The sequence below is a fragment of the Cupriavidus phytorum genome (assembly GCF_003254285.1).
Lineage (GTDB): Bacteria > Pseudomonadota > Gammaproteobacteria > Burkholderiales > Burkholderiaceae > Cupriavidus > Cupriavidus phytorum.
This window is the reverse complement of the sequence record NZ_QKZN01000004.1, coordinates 243,111-259,006: the sequence shown is the minus strand read 5'-3', so window position 1 is coordinate 259,006 and position 15,896 is coordinate 243,111. Positions and strand designations below refer to the sequence as shown.

The following is a 15,896-nucleotide window of genomic DNA, read 5'->3' as shown; positions in this document are numbered from 1 at the left end:
ACGGTAACACCAGGCGCCGTCCTGTTCCTGCCACACCCTTCTGGCAGTGGGGAATCCGCCAGCTTGACAGTCTCCGGCTTTGCCAGAAAAATCGGCCGCACACCCACCGAAGGCAGCGAGCCAAAGCAACAGCCAAGGCGGGTGATCCGTGAGCAGGGAGGCCCACGGCCCGCGGCGGCGAGTCAGCAACCAGACTGGCCGCCTCGCGATAGCACCCGCCGCGCGTCATCGCCGGCCGCATCTCAGCACGCGGCCAGCCATGGCGCCGCAGTCCGTGCCGGCTGGCAAGCTTCCCCGCTTGAAAATCTGCTATTTCGTTGGGGGAGTATATGGCAAGCGGTATCGTCAAATGGTTCAATGACGCCAAGGGATTCGGGTTCATCAAGCCGGACGAGGGCGAAGAAGAACTGTTTGCGCACTTTTCGGCTATCCAGATGGCGGGCTTCAAGACGCTGAAGGAAGGCCAGCGCGTCTCGTTCGAGGTGGTCCAGGGCCCGAAGGGCAAGCAGGCCACCAATATCCAGGACGCCAGCTAAAGCGCGCCGCGACCGCATCCCCGGCCGCAGAGCCACCGGAGCGGTCAACCAGGGTGTGGGGGGATTCTTCCCCCGGGACGGGACCGATGCCAGCGCCCCGCTGGCCGCCAGGGGCGGCGCGGCGGGCACCGGCTCGCATCAGCGGCACGCACACCCGATCGAAAGCCCGGCCTGGCGCCGGGCTTTCTGGTTTTTGGGCCGGCCTTCCTTGCGCCGCCCGCTCGCGCGGGCTCAGGTCCAGCCGTCGATCTTCAGGCCGCTGGCCTGTTCGGCCTCGTCCTTGGTGACCTTGCGCACAGTCTGGCCGAAGGTCCAGACATGGCCCTCGGCATCGCGGGCGGTGTAGGTGCGGTCGCCATAAAACTCATCCTGCGGCTCGCGCAGGATCACGGCGCCGGCGGCCCGCGCCCGTTCGCAATGTTGGTCGAGCCCGTCGGGCAGATGCACATGCACGGTCTGGGTGTTCTTGCCGCCGATCGATGCCGGGCTGGCGGTAAAGTCGGCCCACTCGCTGCCCACCATCAGGTAGCTGTCGCCAAAACGCATTTCGGAATGCACCAGCTGCCCTTGCTGGTCGCGGATCACCATGACCCGCTCGAACCCGAACGCCCGCTCCAGCCAGTCCAGCGCCGCCAGCGGATCCTTGTAGAACAGGGCCGCGCCAAACGCGGTGCGGCGGAAGGGATCGTCCATGCCAGTCTCCCCGGGCCGGATGCCCGTCAGTCCTGACGTTCTAGCCAACGACGCGGCGGCGGGCAAGAAAAAAACCCCGGTACGGGGTTTCCGTTACCGGGGTCTTGTCGACAGCTCGCCCGCCGTGGCGGGAGTCTGTGCTTACATATTGTCGATCATCACCTGCCCGAAGCCCGAGCACGACACCTGCGTCGCGCCTTCCAGCAGGCGGGCGAAATCGTAGGTGACCTTTTTGGACAGGATCGACTTCTCCATCGACGCGATGATCAGGTCGGCGGCCTCGGTCCAGCCCATGTGGCGCAGCATCATTTCGGCCGACAGGATTTCCGAGCCTGGGTTGACGTAATCCTTGCCGGCGTACTTCGGCGCGGTGCCGTGGGTGGCCTCGAACATCGCCACCGAGTCCGACATGTTGGCGCCCGGCGCGATGCCGATGCCGCCGACCTGCGCCGCCAGCGCGTCAGAGATGTAGTCGCCGTTCAGGTTCAGCGTGGCGATCACCGAGTATTCGGCCGGGCGCAGCAGGATCTGCTGCAGGAAGGCGTCGGCGATGGCATCCTTGACCACGATGTCCTTGCCGGTCTTCGGGTTCTTGAACTTGCACCACGGGCCGCCGTCGACCAGCTCGGCGCCGAATTCCTTCTGTGCCAGCTCGTAGCCCCAGTCGCGGAAGCCACCTTCGGTGAACTTCATGATGTTGCCCTTGTGCACCAGCGTCACCGACGGCTTGTCGTTGTCGATCGCGTACTGGATCGCCTTGCGTACCAGCCGCTCGGTGCCCTCGCGCGACACCGGCTTGACGCCGATGCCCGAGGTCGCCGGGAAGCGGATCTTCTTCACGCCCATCTCGTTTTGCAGGAAGGCGATCAGCTTCTTGGCCTGGTCGCTTTCTGCGGCCCATTCGATGCCGGCGTAAATGTCTTCCGAGTTCTCGCGGAAGATCACCATATCGGTCTTTTCCGGCTCGCGCACTGGCGAGGGCACGCCCTTGAAGTAGCGTACCGGGCGCAGGCAGACATAGAGGTCCAGCTGCTGGCGCAGCGCCACGTTGAGCGAGCGGATGCCGCCGCCGACCGGCGTGGTCAGCGGCCCTTTGATCGACACCACGTATTCCTTCAGCACGTCCAGGGTCTCATCCGGCAGCCACACGTCCGGGCCGTAGACCTTGGTCGACTTCTCGCCGGCGTAGATCTCCATCCAGGCGATCTTGCGCTTGCCGCCGTAGGCCTTGGCCACGGCCGCGTCGACCACCTTGATCATCACCGGGGTGATATCGAGGCCTGTACCGTCGCCTTCGATATAAGGAATGATCGGGTTGTCCGGGACACTGAGCGAAAAGTCCTGGTTGACCGTGATCTTTTCGCCTGCCGGAACCTTGATGTGTTGGTACATGACGTCTCCAGTTACGGAACGGTTGTGACTGCCGCCGGTTCGTGGCCGGACGGCGAGATTCGGGGAGATGGCGCTGTGCATTGTAGCGGGCCTGGATGGCCGCCCATACTGCCGTGCATCATGCCGGCGCCATGCCTGATCGGCTTCAGTCTTATATAAGACACAAGACTAATTTTATATTATGCAGCAATTTTTCATCATCCGCCAATCGGGCCGGACCCCGATCCGGCCGACCTGACCGACCTGCACACGCGCCACTGCGGCATACTTGCGCCCCATGACCCTGATCGCCCTGAACAAGCCGTTTGGCACCATGAGCCAGTTCTCGGAACATCCGACGCGGCCGACGCTGGCGTCGTACGTGTCGGTCCCCGGCGTCTATCCGGCCGGCCGGCTCGATGCCGACAGCGAGGGCTTGCTGCTGCTGACTGACGATGGCGCGCTGCAGGCGCGCATCGCCGACCCGCGCCACAAGCTCGAGAAGACCTATCTGGCGCAGGTCGAAGGCATTCCCGACGCGAACGCCCTCGCCCGTCTGCGCGCCGGGGTCGATCTTGGGGACTTCGTGACCCAACCCGCGACGGTACGCGCCATCGAAGCCCCCGACTGGCTGTGGCCGCGGCATCCGCCGGTGCGCTTTCGCGCCGCCATCCCGACCGCGTGGCTGGAGCTGAAGATCCGCGAAGGCAAGAACCGGCAGGTGCGGCGCATGACGGCGGCGGTGGGGTTTCCGACGCTGCGGCTGATCCGGGTGGCCATCGGCGCGCTCGACCTGCGCGCGCTCGGGCTCGCGCCCGGACAAAGCTGCGAGGTGCCGCTCGCCGAGTCGGGCCTTCCGCTGGCATCGCCTGCTGCACGCCCCCTCCCGGGCCAGCGCGCTCATGTCTCAAAGACCAGACAGGCGAACGACGCCAAGCGGCGCTTGCGTTACAAAAAATAACAGATCGACCGTCAACGCTGCCAACAGCGGCCTCGTTCTTGTCGGGGACACGTCCAACCACGCGTCACCACTTTCCCGACTGCTTTTATCCTTCGAGGTAATACGCCATGAAAAAACTGATCGCTGCACTGGTTGTCGGCCTGTTCGCCACCGGCGCCTTCGCCCAGGCCGCTGCGCCTGCCGAGCCGGCCACGCCCGCGGCCGCGGCCGCGGCCACCAAGGAAGCCCCGAAGAAGACCGCCAAGAAGAAGGCCACCCACAAGAAGCACAGCAAGAAGAAGGAAACCGCTGCTGCCGCAGCCCCGGCCGCGTAACCACGGCTGGCGCCGCTGCCGGGCCGTGCGCCGGCACCAAACAAAAAAGGCAGGCCGCCACCAGGGCGCCTGCCTTTTTTGTTTGGTGCCGGTTGCACCGCGCGCGGCGTGCCACGCGTGCAACCTGCGTTATGCTTGCGGCTGCCCGACGCCGAGCCTTCCCGGACTGACCATCATGCCCCTGTTGTCGAAGACCCTGACCTCACGCTGCTGCCTGCTGCTTGCCGCACTGGCGGCCGGCGTTGCCAACGCCCAAGGCGCGCTGCCGGTGGCGCAGCTGACCGCGGGCATGTATGCGATCCAGGCCGAAGTCGCCGCCACGCCGGCGGCGCGCGAGCAAGGCCTGATGTACCGGAAGTCGATGGCGCCGAATTCCGGCATGCTGTTCGTGTTCGAGCAGAAGGCGGGCCACTGCTTCTGGATGCGCAATACCGAGCTGCCGCTGTCGATTGCGTTCCTGGCCGACGACGGCACCATCGTCAATATCGAAGACATGGCGCCGCGTACCGAAAACAACCATTGCCCGAAGGCGGCCATCCGCTATGCGCTGGAAATGAACCAGGGGTGGTTCGCGCAGAAGGGCATCAAGGCCGGCGCGAAGATCGGGGGATTGCCGCAGCCGCGCTGACCGGCGGCCGCGCGCGGCCGCCGGCAGGGCAGCCGGCCCGGGTGCCACTCAGTCGCGGAAGTTGTTGAAGTCCAGCGGTGCCTCGGACACATCCTTGCGCAGCATGGCGATCACGTTCTGCAGGTCGTCGCGCTTGGTGCCCGACACGCGCACCGTGTCGCCCTGGATGCTGGCCTGTACCTTGATCTTGCTGTCCTTGATCATGCGCACGATCTTCTTGGACAGGTCGCCGGTCACGCCCTTCTTGATGGTGATCACCTGCTTGACCTTGTCGCCGCTGATCTTCTCGGTCTTGCCGTAATCCAGGAAGCGCACGTCGACGTTGCGCTTGGCCATCTTGCTGATCAGCACGTCCTTGACCTGGTCCAGCTTGAAATCATCGTCGGCAAAGGCGGTCAGTTCGTTTTCCTTGTGCTCGACCCGGGCGTCGGAGCCCTTGAAATCGAAGCGCGTCGAGATTTCCTTGTTGGCCTGCTCGACGGCGTTCTTCACCTCGACCATATTCGCTTCGCACACTACGTCAAACGACGGCATTGCATTCTCCTTGTGATCCGTATGCCCGGAAGCCGGCCGCGCACGGCGCTTCCGTATAATCCAGCCTACCTCGCAGTTCCGGGTCGCGCACACCAGCGGCGGCCGCGTCACCTTTCCCTTGCATGGCAGATTTCCACGAATTCTATCCCCTGCGTCGCCACAATACATTCGGATTCGATGCGCGCGCCCGCCTTGCGGTGCACGTGCGCAGCGAGGCCGACCTGATCGCGGCGCTGGCCGACCCGCGCGCCGCAGGCCTGCCGCTGGTGGTGCTTGGTGGCGGCAGCAATGTCGTGCTGACCGGCGATCTCGACGCGCTGGTGCTGCTGATGGAAATCCCCGGCTACCAGGTCGAAGCCACCAGCGCAGGCGGCGATGCCTGGCTGGTCACCGTGGGCGCGGGCGAAAACTGGAACATGCTGGTCAACCGCACCATCGCCGACGGCATGCCGGGGCTGGAAAACCTGGCGCTGATCCCGGGCACCGCCGGTGCGGCGCCGATCCAGAACATTGGCGCCTACGGGGTGGAACTGCGCGAGCGCTTTGCCGGCGTGCGTGCCTATGACCGGCACACCGGCACCTTCGCCTGGCTGGACCTGCAAGCGTGCGACTTCGGCTACCGCGACAGCCTGTTCAAGCGTGCCGGCGCCGGACGCTACATCATTACCGCGGTCACGCTGCGCCTGCCGAAGGGATGGCAGCCGGTGCTGTCGTACGGCGAACTGGCGCGCGAACTGGACGGCCAGGCCGCGCCGGACGCCGCCACCATCCGCGACGCCGTGGTCGCGATCCGCTCGCGCAAGCTGCCCGACCCTGCGCAGCTCGGCAATGCCGGCAGTTTCTTCAAGAATCCGCTGGTCAGCGCCGCGCAGCGCGACGCCTTGCTGCAGGCGCATCCGGACCTGGTCAGCTATGCGCAGCCCGACGGCTCGTACAAGCTAGCGGCCGGCTGGCTGATCGACCGCTGCGGCTTCAAGGGCGTCACCGACGGCCCGGTGGGCGTCTATGGCAAGCAGGCGCTGGTGCTGGTACACCACGGCGGCGGCACCGGCGCGATGCTGCTGGCGCTGGCCAACCGCATTGCCGATACGGTGCAGGCCCGCTACGGCGTGCGCATCGAGCCCGAGCCGGTGGTGCTGTAAAGCTGGCGAGTCAGCCGCGCCGGCCCGCCGCGACTGTCACGCGAAGTGGCAGACGTAGTCCAGCGTCTCCTGCACCTCGATATCGAAGCTGCTGTTGCCCGGCACGCTGAACTGCTGGCCGGCACCGTAGGTCTGCCAGTCTTCCGAGCCGGCCAGGCGCACGCGGCAGCTGCCGGCGTTGATTTCCATGATTTCGGGAGCGCCGGTGTTGAAGGTCAGCGAGGCCGGGAAAATCACGCCCAGCGTCTTGCGGGTGCCATCCGGAAACAGCACGGTGTGGCTCACGCACTTGCCGTCGAAATACAGGTTGGCTTTCTTGACGACCGATACGTTGTCGAACTGGCTCACTTCCATCTCCTTGGGTGTCTTGCGAAAGACGTAAAAAGAGGGGCCGCAACGGCCCCTCTCCTGTTCACCCCGGGCGCGCTCAGTAGCGGCCGCAGAGCAGGTATTCCATCAGCGCCTTCTGCACGTGCAGGCGGTTTTCCGCCTCGTCCCAGACCACGCTCTTGGGGCCGTCGATCACGGCGGCCTCGACTTCCTCGCCGCGGTGCGCCGGCAGGCAATGCATGAACAGCGCGTCGGGCTCGGCGCGGTCCATCATCGCGGTGGTGACCATCCAGTCCTTGAAGGCGCGCTTGCGGGCATCGTTCTCCGCCTCGAAGCCCATGCTGGTCCACACGTCGGTGGTGACCAGGCTGGCGCCCTGGCAGGCCGCGAGCGGGTCGTCGAAGACCTTGACCAGCCCGGAGGCGGAAGCCGGCACCATGGCCGGGTCCAGCTGATAGCCAGGGGGCGCCGAGAAGTGGAAGGTGAAACCGAGGCGCTCGGCGGCCTGGATCCAGGTGTACGCCATGTTGTTGGCGTCGCCGATCCACGCCACCGTCTTGCCGCGGATGCTGCCGCGCTGCTCGATATAGGTGAAGACGTCGGCCAGCACCTGGCACGGGTGGTATTCGTTGGTCAGGCCGTTGATCACCGGCACGCGCGAATGCGCGGCGAAGCGATCGATGATGTCCTGGCCGAAGGTGCGGATCATGATGATGTCGACCATGCGCGAGATCACCTGCGCCGCATCCTCGATTGGCTCGCCGCGGCCCAGCTGCGAGTCGCGTGTGTTCAGGAACACCGCGTGGCCGCCGAGCTGGTGGATGCCGGCTTCGAACGACAGGCGCGTACGCGTGGAATTCTTTTCGAAGATCATGGCCAGCGTGCGGTCATGCAGCGGGTGCCAGGTCTCGTAGTTCTTGAACTTGGCCTTCAGGATCCGCGCGCGGTCCAGCAGGTACTCGTACTCGTCGGGAGTGAAGTCGCTGAACTGGAGGTAATGCTTGATCGGGGTTGAGCTCATAAAACAAAGAAGGCGGCTCGGTGGGGACACGCCGTCACGAACTGTTCTTGCAAACTGTTCATGATCGAAGCGCGTCGCGGAGCCGCCTTTCGCGTCGCATACGCAATTTAACTGCAAGGATCATAAGGGATTATTTCTGCTTTGGCGAGCCCGGATCAACCCGGCCGCGGCCTGCAGCACCGTTGCGCTGACAGCTTCCTGACAGGATTTCGCCCTTATGCGCAACTCTTATATAAGATATAATACTGGCTGATTCACGCGGGGCCCGGCATACCCATGCCAGTGCCCGCCGCCGGCATCAAAAGTGCCCCTGCAGGACACCGACGCCCCGCCTTCCGGCTGGAACCAGCGCGAACCAATCGCGTCCCGGCCGCGTCAAACGGGCGCCCCGTCCAGCGGGCTTACCGTCGAGTCATCCGCCTCACCCGCAGTGTCCAGCCTCATGAACCCCAACGTTCGCGAATACTTTATCCAAGGCATTACCAAGGAAGGCAAGACCTTCCGCCCGAGCGACTGGGCTGAACGACTGTGCGGCGTGATGGCGCAGTTCCGCCCCGAAGGCGACAGCGGCGACCCGCGCCTGACGTACTCGCCGTACGTGCGGCCGATCTTTGCCGGCAACGTCAAATGCGTGGTGGTGGACGTGCGCCTGCGCGACATCGAACCCAAGGCGCTGGACTTCGTGCTCAACTTCGCGCGCGACAACAACCTGCAGTTGGTGGAAGCCTGCTCGCTCGAATAAGCCCGGCGGCGCCGGAAAGCAAAAAAGCTCGTCGGATGACGAGCTTTTTTATTGTCGGCGGCATGCCAGTGGGCACCCGCCTCTGCTGGGCCGCGTGAGCGGCCCGGGCAGCTACGAGGCTGCTATCAGGCAGCCATGGCCTTGATGGCGGCCGACAGACGCGACTTGTGACGTGCAGCCTTGTTCTTGTGCACGATCTTCTTGTCGGCGATGCTGTCGATCACGGCTTGCGAGTTCTTGAAGATCTCGGCGGCAGCGGCCTTGTCGCCAGCGTCGATGGCCTTGCGGACGGCCTTGACGGCGGTGCGCAGACGCGAACGCAGGCTGGAGTTGTGAGCGTTCTGGGCAACGGCCTGGCGGGCGCGCTTGCGGGCTTGTGCGGAATTTGCCATGTAAAAAATATCCTGAATTCAGATGCGTGCCGCGGGGGACACAACAATTAAGTCATATCGAGCGACCCGGGATGCACTGACACACGAATCCGGAACGCAACTGTCCTTGTGAATCGGCAATTATACACAGATGCCGGAGCATGTGACAAGACCGCCGGGACTTTGCCGGCGCAGGCCGGGCGACGCAGCGCGATCCGTATAATAAGCGCCACATTGTGCCGGGCCACGTGGCGCGCCGGCAACTTTACTGCCCGGACCGCGTCTCAAGAAGCTCGCGGTGCCGACAGCACCGGCCCACCGTTCCCGCACCCGTCCGCATCTTGAACCTGCTCAAAGCGCTCGCCACCATCAGCAGCCTGACGATGCTCTCGCGCATCACCGGCCTGGTGCGCGAGATCCTGATCGCCCGCGCCTTCGGCGCGTCGGACATGACCGACGCGTTCAACGTGGCCTTCCGCATCCCCAACCTGTTGCGCCGCATCTTCGGCGAGGGCGCGTTCTCGCAGGCCTTCGTGCCGATCCTCGGTGAATACCACACCAAGCGCGGCGATGCCCCGACCAAGGCCCTGATCGATGCGGTCGCCACCGTGATGACCTGGGTCCTGATGGCCGTGTCGCTGCTGGGCGTGATCGGCGCGCCGTTAGTGATGACGGTGGTCGCCACCGGTTTCCGCGGGCAGGCCGATACCTATACCGCGGCCGTGTTCATGACGCGGGTAATGTTCCCGTATATCGGGCTGATCTCGCTGGTGGCGCTGGCCTCGGGCATCCTCAATACCTGGCGCAAGTTCGCGGTGCCGGCCTTTACGCCGGTGCTGCTCAACCTGTGCCTGATCGTAGCGGCGCTGTTCGTCGGCCCCCACATGGATCAGCCGATCTACGCGCAGGCGTGGGGTGTGCTGATCGGCGGCGTGCTGCAGCTCGCGATCCAGGTGCCGGCGCTGCGGCGCCTGGGGGTGATGCCGCGCATCCGCGTCAACCTGCGTGCGGCGTGGTCGGATCCCGGCGTGCGCCGCATCCTGCGCCAGATGGGTCCGGCGCTGCTGGCGGTATCAGTCGCGCAGGTCAGCCAGATCATCAATACCAATATCGCTTCGCGGCTCGCGGCGGGCAGTGTTTCGTACCTGACCTATGCCGACCGGCTGATGGAATTCCCGACCGCGCTGCTGGGTGTCGCGCTGGGGACGATCCTGTTGCCGAGCCTGTCCAGGGCCAACGCCTCGGGCGACCATGCCGAGTACTCGAGCCTGCTCGACTGGGGCCTGCGCCTGACGTTCCTGCTGGCCGTGCCGTGCGCGGTCGGGCTGTTCGTGTTCGGCGCGCCGCTGACCGCGGTACTGTTCAACTATGGCAAGTTCGACGCCCATGCGGTCGAGATGACGCGGCAGGCGCTGGTCTCGTACGGCGTGGGCCTGATGGGCCTGATTTCGATCAAGATCCTCGCGCCGGGATTCTATGCGCGCCAGGATATCCGCACGCCGGTCAAGATCGCGCTGCTGGTGCTGGTGATCACGCAGGCCTGCAACGTGGCCTTCGTGCCCTGGATCGGCCATGCCGGGCTGGCGCTGTCGATCAGCGCCGGGGCCACGCTCAACGCGCTGCTGCTGTTCTTCGGCCTGCGCCGGCGCGGCCTGTACCGCCCGGCGCCGGGCTGGTGGCTCTTCCTGGCGCAGCTGACCGCTTCGGTGCTGTTGCTGTCGGGCATGCTGCTCTGGTTCGCGCGCAACTTCGACTGGATCGGCCTGGGCGCGACGCCGCTGCTGCGCATCGCACTGCTGGCTTCGTGCCTGGTACTTGCAGCGGTGGTCTACTTCGGTACACTGTGGCTCATGGGACTGCGCTACTCTGCCTTCAGGCGCCGGGCCGGCTGATGGGTCTGCGGCAACTGCCATTGCCGGCTGAGCGCCTGGCATGGGTGACCCACGCTGCGCGCGGTGCCGGCGGCTGCACCGGGAAACCGACATGACATCCACCAAAGTCCTGGATTATTTCGCCAGCCTCGTGGCCGACGAAAACGGCATCCCGCTGACCGAAACCGCGCTGTCCATCGCGCAAGACGCCTATCCCGACCTGGACCTGCAGGGCGAGCTGGCGGCGCTGGACGTGCTAGCGCTGCGGCTGAAGCGGCGGATTGCCGAAGGCACCCCCGCGATCCAGCGGCTGCGGCTGCTGAACCATTTCTTCTATCGCGATCTCGGCTTCGGCGCCAACGCGAACGACTACTACGACCCCGACAACTCCTACCTGAACGTGGTGCTGCGCCAGCGCCGCGGCATCCCGATCTCGCTGGCGGTGCTGCATATGGAGCTGGGCCAGCAGATCGGCCTGCCGCTCAAGGGCGTGTCGTTCCCCAACCATTTCCTGCTGCGCATGACGATCCCGGCCGGCGAAGTGATACTGGACCCGCTCACCGGCGAGACCCTGTCGAAGGAACAGTTGCAGGAGATGCTGGACCCGTACCTGGAGCGCGAGGGCATCAGCGATGCCAGCCAGGTGCCGCTGGGCCTGTTCCTGCGCGCCGCCAGCCACCGCGAGATCATCGCGCGCATGCTGCGCAACCTGAAGGCGATCTATCTGCAGGAGTCGCGCTGGCAGCGGCTGCTGGCGGTGCAGAACCGGCTGGTGATCCTGCTGCCGGGTTCAATCGAGGAAGTGCGAGACCGGGGCCTGGCCTATGCCAACCTGGAGTGCTTCCGCCCCGCGCTGGCCGACCTGGAAGCCTATGTCCAGGCCCGCCCCGACGCCGCCGATATCGGCCAGATCCGCGAGCGCATGCCCGCGCTGCGGATGATGAGCCGCAGCCTCAGCTGAGGCGGCGGGCTTGACTCATGCGGCTCAGCGCTCGACGCGCGTGGGCCGGCGGCGATTGCCGCGCACCAGCTTCCACAGCCCACCCAGCACCAGCGGCACCACCGCCGCGCCGATGCCGGCCAGCACGATCAGGTTCAGGTACTGGCGGATGAACGGCAGGTTGCCAAAGAAGTAGCCGGCAAACACCAGGCCGACCACCCATGCCAGGGCGCCGATCACGTTGAACATCTGGAAGCGCGCGAAGGTCATCTGCGACACCCCGGCGACGAACGGCGCGAAGGTGCGCACGATCGGCACGAAGCGCGCCATCACCAGGGTCTTGCCGCCATGCCGCTCATAGAAGTCATGGGTGCGGCGCAATGCATCCTGGTCCAGAAAGCGCCACTGGTGGTCGAACACCTTGGGCCCGATCCAGTTGCCCACCATGTAGTTGACGGTATTGCCCGAAATGGCCGCCACCAGCAGCAGGCCGATCAGCACCCATTCGTTCATGGCGCCGGTCGCGCAGAAGGCGCCGGCGATAAACAGCAGCGAGTCGCCCGGCAGGAACGGCAGCACCACCAGCCCGGTTTCGGCAAAGACGATCAGGAACAGGATGGCATAGACCCAGTGGCCGTACTGGTCGATGACCGTGCCGAGGTATTTGTCGACATGCACCAGCATGTCGATGAGCTGCAAAGCGAGATCCAAGTCGTTCCCCGTATGGTGGTTTGACGGTTTTTTTCCAAGCGGCGCCGGTGTCCGATCCACGCCGCCATGGCCTGAATCATACAAGAGCGGCCGCGCCTTTCCCTCTCCCCGGCAACCCGTCTGCGTGGGGGAACGTCCACGTATAATCGCCGGATGCCCGCCTCCCCTTCCAGCACTGCCTTGCGCACCACCCAGCAGCCGCGCCCGATCCGGCCGCTGCCGGACCAGCTCATCAGCCAGATCGCCGCCGGCGAAGTGGTCGAACGGCCGGCGTCCGTGGTCAAGGAACTGCTCGAAAACGCGCTCGATGCCGGCGCCACGCAGCTCGGCATCCGCCTGGAGGAAGGCGGCGTGCGGCGCATCGTCATCACCGACAACGGCTGCGGCATTCCCGCCGCCGAGCTGCCGGTGGCGCTGATGCGGCACGCCACCAGCAAGATCGCCTCGCTCGACGAACTCGAATCGGTGCTGACGCTCGGCTTTCGCGGCGAGGCGCTGGCCTCGATCGCGTCGGTGTCGCAGATGTCGCTGACCAGCCGCACCGCGGCCGATGCCCACGCCACCCAGGTCAGCGCCGATTCCGGCGCGGTCCAGCCTGCGTCCGGCGGCGTCGGCACCACGGTCGACGTGCAGCACCTCTACTTCAACACGCCGGCGCGCAGAAAGTTCCTCAAGACCGAACAAACCGAGCTGGGCCACTGCCTGGAGATGGTCCGGCGCGTGGCGCTGGCACGGCCGGACGTGACCATCTCGGTCCACCACAACGGCAAGCCGCTGGAGCACTGGAACGCCGGCGACGTCGCCACACGCACGGCGCAGGTGCTGGGCAACGACTTCGCCCGCGCCCGGCTGGCGCTGGACGAGCACGCCGACACCCTGAGCCTGTACGGCTTTGCCGGACTGCCGACCGCCTCGCGCGGGCGGCCGGACCAGCAGTACTTCTTTGTCAACGGCCGCTTCGTGCGCGACAAGCTGCTCAACCATGCGGTGCGCAGCGCCTACCAGGACGTGCTGCACGGCGACCGCTTCCCGTCGTATGTGCTGTGCCTGGACCTGCCGCCGGAGATGGTCGACGTCAACGTGCACCCGTCCAAGATCGAAGTGCGCTTCCGCGAATCGCGCGCCGTGCACCAGTTTGTCTACCACGCGGTGCAGCGCTGCCTGGCACGCCAGGCCGGCGCCAACGGCGACAGCCTGCATACCGATGCCGACGGCGAGATCACGCTGCCGCCCGGCGCCGCGACGCCGGCGGCCGCAGCGCGTCCTGGCGCCGGCGGCCCGGGCCAGTGGATCAACTATTCCGCGGCCCGGCAGACCGAGCTGGGCATCGCCCAGCCGCGCCAGGCCTACCTGGGCATGGTGCGCGAAGCCACCGCGCCGGCGCCACGTCCCTATGGCGCGCCCGCAACGCCCTCGGGCGGCTGGTCCGGCGCGTCGGCGCAACCGCCGGCATGGCTGGCCGACGTCGAGGCAGCGCGCGCCGGCGATCCGCCCGGCCTGCTGGACCGGCTGGCGACGGCACCGACGCCTGACGAACCCGGCGCCGCCGACGAACACCCGCTCGGCTATGCCATCGCCCAGCTGCATGGCATCTACGTGCTGGCGCAGAACGCGCGCGGTCTGGTGCTGGTCGACATGCACGCGGCGCACGAGCGCATCCTCTACGAGCAAATCAAGGCCGCACTGGACGCGCGCGAGCTGGCGGTGCAGCCGCTGCTGATCCCGGTCACGCTGACCGCCAGCCCGGTAGAGATCGGCGTGGCCGAAGAACACCAGCAGACGCTGACGCTGCTGGGCTTCGATATCGCCCCGGTGTCGCCGACCACGCTCGCGGTGCGCGCGGTGCCGGCGCTGCTGCAGCAGGCCGATGCCGAGGCGCTGGCGCGCGACGTGCTGCGCGACCTGCACGCCTACGGCGGCTCGCGCGTGCTGGCCGAGCGCCGCAACGAACTGCTCGCCACGCTGGCCTGCCACAGCGCGGTGCGCGCCAACCGCAAGCTCACGGTCGAGGAAATGAACGCGCTGCTGCGCCAGATGGAGCAGACCGAGCGCGCCGACCAGTGCAACCACGGCCGGCCCACCTGGGTGCAGCTGACCGTGACCGAGCTCGACCGGCTGTTCCTGCGCGGGCAATAAGCCCGCTCGCCTCTTCGATCCAAGGCTTTCGATGTCCGCCGTACCCCACGATTCCGCCTCGCATCCGCCCGTGGTCTGCCTGCTCGGCCCCACCGCGTCAGGCAAGACCGCCGCCGCGCTGGCGCTGGCGGCCGACGCGCCGGTGGAGATCATCAGCCTGGACTCGGCGCTGGTGTACCGCGAGATGGATATCGGCACCGCCAAGCCCACCCGCGACGAACTGGCCGTGGCGCCGCACCACCTGATCGACATCATCGACCCGGCCGACAGCTACTCGGCCGCGCAGTTCGTCGCCGATGCCGAACGCCTGGTCGCGCAGATCCGCGCGCGCGGCCATGTGCCGCTGATCGTCGGCGGCACCATGCTGTATTACAAGGCGCTGACGCAGGGACTCAACGACCTGCCGCAAGCCGACGCCGCGCTGCGCGCCGAGCTCGACCAGCTTGCCGCCGAACGCGGCTGGCCGGCGCTGCATGCGATGCTGGCGGAGGTCGACCCGGTCACCGCGGCACGGCTCGCGCCCAATGACGCGCAGCGCATCCAGCGCGCGCTGGAGATTTACCGGCTGTCCGGCCAGCCGATGTCGGCGCTGCTGGCGCGCCAGGCCGAGGGCCGAACCTTTGCCGGCGCGGCCGACCAGCGCTACCGCGTGATCGCGCTGGAGCCGTCGGACCGGCTGGCGCTGCATGACCGCATCGCCCGGCGCTATGACGCCATGCTGGCGCACGGCTTTATCGAAGAGGTCGAGCGGCTGCGCGCGCGCGGCGACCTGCATCCGGGACTGCCGTCGATCCGCTGCGTCGGCTACCGCCAGGTGTGGGAATACCTGGACGGCGAGGCCGACTTCGCCACCATGCGCGAGCGCGGCATCGCCGCCACGCGCCAGCTGTGCAAGCGCCAGCTGACCTGGCTGCGCAGCACGCCCGAGCGGCTGGTGGTGGATTGCCTGGCGCCCGATTATGTCGACCAGGTGCGCAGGCTGGCGGACTTCGGACACTGAACCGGCGGCATGCCGGCTGGCATGGCGAGTGACGGACAGGCGATAATTGCCGATCCCTGACCTCGCAAGGCCGACCCGCATGTCCAAGCCCACCTTCACGCTGCGCCCCGCCACCGCCGCCGACAGCGAAACCCTGTTCAACCTGATCCTGGCGCTGGCCGAATACGAAAAGCTGACCCATCTGGTCGAAGCCACGCCGCAGAAGATCGAAGCGGCGCTGTTCGGCGCCACGCCGCATGCCGAGGCCGTGCTGGTGGAAGTCGATGCCGATGTCGACGGCAATGCAGGCCGGAAGGCGGTCGGCTTTGCCCTCTTCTTCCACAACTTCTCGACCTTCCTGGCCAAGCCGGGCCTCTACCTGGAAGACCTTTACGTCGATCCGGCCTGGCGCGGGCACGGCCTGGGCAAGGCGCTGCTCAAGCATCTGGCCGCGCTCGCGGTCGAGCGCGGCTGCGGCCGCTTCGAATGGTCGGTGCTGGACTGGAACCAGCCGTCGATCGACTTCTACCGGGCCATGGGCGCAGACGTGCTGCCCGACTGGCGCATCTGCCGCGTGACCGGCCCCGCACTGGACCGGCTCGGCGCTGAGTAAGAC

18 protein-coding genes are annotated in these 15,896 nt (G+C 66.5%); 11 read left to right on the top strand and 7 right to left on the bottom strand.

The window, feature by feature from the left end:
• Window positions 1–329 precede the first annotated feature (329 nt).
• Window positions 330–536 (top strand): cold-shock protein, encoded by a 207-nt coding sequence (locus C7416_RS12520; protein ID WP_012353757.1) that lies wholly within the window; start codon window positions 330–332, stop codon window positions 534–536.
• A 231-nt stretch (window positions 537–767) separates the two neighbouring features.
• On the opposite strand, the gene C7416_RS12515 is transcribed toward C7416_RS12520, so the two are convergent.
• Together C7416_RS12515 and icd are read right to left on the bottom strand one after the other, a co-directional pair.
• Entirely contained in the window at window positions 768–1,229 is a 462-nt protein-coding gene (locus C7416_RS12515; protein WP_111519239.1) for a VOC family protein, read from the bottom strand.
• Between the two features lie 141 nt (window positions 1,230–1,370).
• Complete coding sequence (icd, locus tag C7416_RS12510; RefSeq protein WP_111519238.1) at window positions 1,371–2,621, bottom strand: NADP-dependent isocitrate dehydrogenase; 1,251 nt, start codon at window positions 2,619–2,621, stop codon at window positions 1,371–1,373.
• A gap of 277 nt (window positions 2,622–2,898) precedes the next feature.
• Here icd and C7416_RS12505 point away from each other — a divergent pair, with 277 nt between their 5' ends.
• The 3 genes from C7416_RS12505 to C7416_RS12495 all read left to right on the top strand — a co-directional run bounded on the left by C7416_RS12505 (window position 2,899) and on the right by C7416_RS12495 (window position 4,503).
• Window positions 2,899–3,561, top strand: coding sequence for a pseudouridine synthase (locus C7416_RS12505; RefSeq protein WP_111519237.1), 663 nt, complete (start codon window positions 2,899–2,901; stop codon window positions 3,559–3,561).
• A 107-nt stretch (window positions 3,562–3,668) separates the two neighbouring features.
• Window positions 3,669–3,875 (top strand): hypothetical protein, encoded by a 207-nt coding sequence (locus C7416_RS12500; RefSeq protein WP_111519236.1) that lies wholly within the window; start codon window positions 3,669–3,671, stop codon window positions 3,873–3,875.
• A 175-nt stretch (window positions 3,876–4,050) separates the two neighbouring features.
• Window positions 4,051–4,503, top strand: a complete 453-nt coding sequence (locus C7416_RS12495) for a DUF192 domain-containing protein (protein ID WP_111519235.1) — start codon at window positions 4,051–4,053, stop codon at window positions 4,501–4,503.
• 48 nt (window positions 4,504–4,551) lie between these two features.
• Here the strand turns inward: C7416_RS12495 and C7416_RS12490 are convergent, their stop codons facing one another.
• Window positions 4,552–5,037: a YajQ family cyclic di-GMP-binding protein gene (locus C7416_RS12490; RefSeq protein WP_012353763.1), complete on the bottom strand. Its 486-nt coding sequence runs from the start codon at window positions 5,035–5,037 to the stop codon at window positions 4,552–4,554.
• A gap of 122 nt (window positions 5,038–5,159) precedes the next feature.
• On the opposite strand from C7416_RS12490, the gene murB reads away from it, so the two are divergent.
• Window positions 5,160–6,179, top strand: coding sequence for a UDP-N-acetylmuramate dehydrogenase (gene murB, locus C7416_RS12485; RefSeq protein ID WP_111519234.1), 1,020 nt, complete (start codon window positions 5,160–5,162; stop codon window positions 6,177–6,179).
• 36 nt (window positions 6,180–6,215) lie between these two features.
• Here murB and ppnP read toward each other — a convergent pair whose 3' ends face one another.
• Window positions 6,216–6,527, bottom strand: coding sequence for a pyrimidine/purine nucleoside phosphorylase (ppnP, locus tag C7416_RS12480; protein WP_062801641.1), 312 nt, complete (start codon window positions 6,525–6,527; stop codon window positions 6,216–6,218).
• Window positions 6,528–6,606: 79 nt separating this feature from the next.
• Window positions 6,607–7,530: an ornithine carbamoyltransferase gene (gene argF / locus C7416_RS12475; protein ID WP_111519233.1), complete on the bottom strand. Its 924-nt coding sequence runs from the start codon at window positions 7,528–7,530 to the stop codon at window positions 6,607–6,609.
• A gap of 442 nt (window positions 7,531–7,972) precedes the next feature.
• Here argF and C7416_RS12470 point away from each other — a divergent pair, with 442 nt between their 5' ends.
• Complete coding sequence (locus C7416_RS12470) at window positions 7,973–8,272, top strand: DUF3579 domain-containing protein (protein WP_012353767.1); 300 nt, start codon at window positions 7,973–7,975, stop codon at window positions 8,270–8,272.
• Between the two features lie 125 nt (window positions 8,273–8,397).
• On the opposite strand, the gene rpsT is transcribed toward C7416_RS12470, so the two are convergent.
• Window positions 8,398–8,664 (bottom strand): 30S ribosomal protein S20, encoded by a 267-nt coding sequence (rpsT, locus tag C7416_RS12465; RefSeq protein ID WP_006579059.1) that lies wholly within the window; start codon window positions 8,662–8,664, stop codon window positions 8,398–8,400.
• 320 nt (window positions 8,665–8,984) lie between these two features.
• Here rpsT and murJ point away from each other — a divergent pair, with 320 nt between their 5' ends.
• Both murJ and C7416_RS12455 read left to right on the top strand, forming a co-directional pair.
• Entirely contained in the window at window positions 8,985–10,535 is a 1,551-nt protein-coding gene (gene murJ / locus C7416_RS12460; protein ID WP_111519232.1) for a murein biosynthesis integral membrane protein MurJ, read from the top strand.
• Window positions 10,536–10,626: 91 nt separating this feature from the next.
• Window positions 10,627–11,475: a SirB1 family protein gene (locus C7416_RS12455; protein ID WP_062801644.1), complete on the top strand. Its 849-nt coding sequence runs from the start codon at window positions 10,627–10,629 to the stop codon at window positions 11,473–11,475.
• A gap of 24 nt (window positions 11,476–11,499) precedes the next feature.
• Here C7416_RS12455 and C7416_RS12450 read toward each other — a convergent pair whose 3' ends face one another.
• Complete coding sequence (locus tag C7416_RS12450; protein WP_111519231.1) at window positions 11,500–12,153, bottom strand: DedA family protein; 654 nt, start codon at window positions 12,151–12,153, stop codon at window positions 11,500–11,502.
• Window positions 12,154–12,318: 165 nt separating this feature from the next.
• On the opposite strand from C7416_RS12450, the gene mutL reads away from it, so the two are divergent.
• From mutL to C7416_RS12435, 3 genes are all read left to right on the top strand, one after another.
• Complete coding sequence (gene mutL / locus C7416_RS12445) at window positions 12,319–14,301, top strand: DNA mismatch repair endonuclease MutL (RefSeq protein WP_111519230.1); 1,983 nt, start codon at window positions 12,319–12,321, stop codon at window positions 14,299–14,301.
• A 31-nt stretch (window positions 14,302–14,332) separates the two neighbouring features.
• Window positions 14,333–15,301, top strand: coding sequence for a tRNA (adenosine(37)-N6)-dimethylallyltransferase MiaA (gene miaA, locus C7416_RS12440; RefSeq protein WP_111519229.1), 969 nt, complete (start codon window positions 14,333–14,335; stop codon window positions 15,299–15,301).
• A 79-nt stretch (window positions 15,302–15,380) separates the two neighbouring features.
• A complete protein-coding gene (locus C7416_RS12435; RefSeq protein ID WP_111519228.1) occupies window positions 15,381–15,893 on the top strand; it encodes a GNAT family N-acetyltransferase in 513 nt (170 codons plus the stop codon).
• Window positions 15,894–15,896: the final 3 nt, after the last annotated feature.

What these genes read in the sequence shown, in the direction of transcription:
- C7416_RS12470 (WP_012353767.1), top strand. Translation starts at nt 7,973, where the DNA reads ATGAACCCCAACGTTCGCGAATACTTTATCCAAGGCATTACCAAGGAA.
- C7416_RS12495 (WP_111519235.1), top strand. Translation starts at nt 4,051, where the DNA reads ATGCCCCTGTTGTCGAAGACCCTGACCTCACGCTGCTGCCTGCTGCTT.
- C7416_RS12500 (WP_111519236.1), top strand. Translation starts at nt 3,669, where the DNA reads ATGAAAAAACTGATCGCTGCACTGGTTGTCGGCCTGTTCGCCACCGGC.
- C7416_RS12515 (WP_111519239.1), bottom strand. Translation starts at nt 1,229, where the DNA reads ATGGACGATCCCTTCCGCCGCACCGCGTTTGGCGCGGCCCTGTTCTAC.
- C7416_RS12505 (WP_111519237.1), top strand. Translation starts at nt 2,899, where the DNA reads ATGACCCTGATCGCCCTGAACAAGCCGTTTGGCACCATGAGCCAGTTC.
- C7416_RS12520 (WP_012353757.1), top strand. Translation starts at nt 330, where the DNA reads ATGGCAAGCGGTATCGTCAAATGGTTCAATGACGCCAAGGGATTCGGG.
- miaA (WP_111519229.1), top strand. Translation starts at nt 14,333, where the DNA reads ATGTCCGCCGTACCCCACGATTCCGCCTCGCATCCGCCCGTGGTCTGC.
- icd (WP_111519238.1), bottom strand. Translation starts at nt 2,621, where the DNA reads ATGTACCAACACATCAAGGTTCCGGCAGGCGAAAAGATCACGGTCAAC.
- C7416_RS12455 (WP_062801644.1), top strand. Translation starts at nt 10,627, where the DNA reads ATGACATCCACCAAAGTCCTGGATTATTTCGCCAGCCTCGTGGCCGAC.
- argF (WP_111519233.1), bottom strand. Translation starts at nt 7,530, where the DNA reads ATGAGCTCAACCCCGATCAAGCATTACCTCCAGTTCAGCGACTTCACT.
- C7416_RS12435 (WP_111519228.1), top strand. Translation starts at nt 15,381, where the DNA reads ATGTCCAAGCCCACCTTCACGCTGCGCCCCGCCACCGCCGCCGACAGC.
- murB (WP_111519234.1), top strand. Translation starts at nt 5,160, where the DNA reads ATGGCAGATTTCCACGAATTCTATCCCCTGCGTCGCCACAATACATTC.
- C7416_RS12490 (WP_012353763.1), bottom strand. Translation starts at nt 5,037, where the DNA reads ATGCCGTCGTTTGACGTAGTGTGCGAAGCGAATATGGTCGAGGTGAAG.
- mutL (WP_111519230.1), top strand. Translation starts at nt 12,319, where the DNA reads ATGCCCGCCTCCCCTTCCAGCACTGCCTTGCGCACCACCCAGCAGCCG.
- rpsT (WP_006579059.1), bottom strand. Translation starts at nt 8,664, where the DNA reads ATGGCAAATTCCGCACAAGCCCGCAAGCGCGCCCGCCAGGCCGTTGCC.